General features: G+C 68.9%; 1 protein-coding gene. It reads left to right on the top strand.

Annotation, left to right across the window (positions count from 1 at the left end):
- Positions 1-71: 71 nt before the first annotated feature.
- On the top strand, positions 72-2,090 hold the full coding sequence (gene tkt, locus HSDC_RS16270; protein ID WP_064701013.1) for a transketolase: 2,019 nt from the start codon (positions 72-74) through the stop codon (positions 2,088-2,090).
- The last annotated feature ends 5 nt before the right edge of the window (positions 2,091-2,095 follow it).

Genomic DNA, 2,095 nt, shown 5'->3' with positions numbered 1-2,095 from the left:
CGATACACGCCCGGCCCCTCCCCGGCCGGACGGTGTTCGCAGACTACCGCCGCAGGCGAGGAGCAACCCCAATGCCATCCCGTTTCGAACTGGCCAATGCCATTCGCGCCCTCTCCATGGATGCCGTCCAGAAGGCCAACTCCGGTCACCCCGGCGCCCCCATGGGCATGGCCGACATCGCCGAGGTCCTGTGGAACGACTACCTCGTCCACAACCCCGCCGATCCCCACTGGCCCGACCGTGACCGCTTCGTGCTCTCCAACGGCCACGGCTCCATGCTCCTCTATTCCCTCCTGCATCTCTCCGGCTACGAACTCGGCCTCGAGCAGCTGCAGAACTTCCGCCAGCTCCACGCCAAGACCGCCGGCCATCCCGAGTACGGCTACGCCCCGGGCATCGAGACCACCACCGGCCCGCTGGGCCAGGGCCTGGCCAATGCTGTCGGCATGGCCATCGCCGAGCGCACCCTGGCTGCCCAGTTCAACCGTCCCGGCCACACCATCGTCGACCATCACACCTACTGCTTCGTCGGCGACGGCTGCCTGATGGAAGGCATCTCCCATGAGGTCGCCTCCCTGGCCGGCACCCAGCAGCTCGGCAAGCTGATCGCCTTCTACGACGACAACGGCATCTCCATCGACGGCGAGGTCGAAGGCTGGTTCACCGACGACACCGCCAAGCGCTTCGAGGCCTACGGTTGGCACGTGGTGCCCAATGTCGATGGTCACAAGCCCGATGAGATCAAGGCCGCCATCGAGCTGGCCCGCCAGCACAGCGACAAGCCCAGCCTGATCATCTGCAAGACGGTGATCGGCTTCGGCGCCCCCAACAAGCAGGGCACCGAGGCCTGCCACGGCGCGGCGCTGGGCGAGGACGAGGTCGCCGCCGCCCGCGAGCAGCTCGACTGGCCGCACGCGCCCTTCCATGTGCCGGAGGCGCTCTACCAGGGCTGGGACGCCACCGAGGCCGGCCATCGCCGCCAGGCCGACTGGCAGGCCCGCTTCGAGCGCTACGCCGAGGCCCATCCCGAGCTGGCCCGCGAGTTCCTGCGCCGCCAGAAGGGCGAGCTGCCCGCCGAGTTGACCAGCGAAGCGCTGATCGAACAGGCCCAGAACAAGGCCGAGACCACCGCCTCGCGCAAGGCCTCGCTGGCCTGCCTCAACGAGCTCGGCCCGCAATTGCCCGAGCTGCTCGGCGGCAGCGCCGACCTGGCGCCCTCCAACCTGACCGTCTGGAACGGTGCCAAAGTGATCGGCCCCGAGGGCTCGCGTGAAGGCTCCCCCGACGGCAACTACCTGCACTATGGCGTGCGCGAGTTCGGCATGGCCGCCATCGCCAACGGCATCGCCCTGCACGGTGGCTTCGTGCCCTACACCGCGACCTTCCTGATCTTCATGGAGTACATGCGCAACGCCGTGCGCATGGCCGCGCTGATGGGGCTGCGCAGTATCTACGTGTTCACCCACGACTCCATCGGCCTGGGCGAGGACGGCCCCACCCACCAGCCGGTGGAACAGCTGACCACCCTGCGCTCAACGCCCAACCTCTCCACCTGGCGCCCCTGCGATGCCGTGGAGACCGCCGCCGCCTGGAACGCCGCCCTCAAGCGCCAGTCCGGCCCCACCGCCCTGGTGCTGTCGCGCCAGAACCTGCCCCATCAGGCCCGCGACAAGCAGCAGCTCGCCGACATCCAGCGCGGCGGCTACATCCTCAAGGACGGCGACGGCACGCCGGAGCTGATCCTGATCGCCACCGGCTCCGAGGTCGGTCTGGCCATGGACGCCGCCACCGCCCTCGGCGACAAGGGCCGCCGGGTGCGTGTGGTCTCCATGCCGTCCACCGATGTCTTCGACGCCCAGGACGCCGCCTACCGCCAGGCCGTGCTGCCGGCCGAGGTCGGTAACCGCCTCGTCATCGAGGCCGGCCACCCGGACCTCTGGTACAAGTACGTCGGTCTCGAGGGTCGGATCATCGGCATGACCACCTTCGGCGAATCCGCCCCGGCCGGCGACCTGTTCAAGCACTTCGGCTTCACCGTCGACAACGTCGTCGACGAGGCCGAGCAAATGCTCGACGACGCCGAGGACTGAGCACG

The organism is Halomonas caseinilytica (genome assembly GCF_001662285.1).
Classification (GTDB): Bacteria; Pseudomonadota; Gammaproteobacteria; order Pseudomonadales; family Halomonadaceae; genus Halomonas; species Halomonas caseinilytica.
This window is presented reverse-complemented; position numbering and strand designations above follow the sequence as displayed.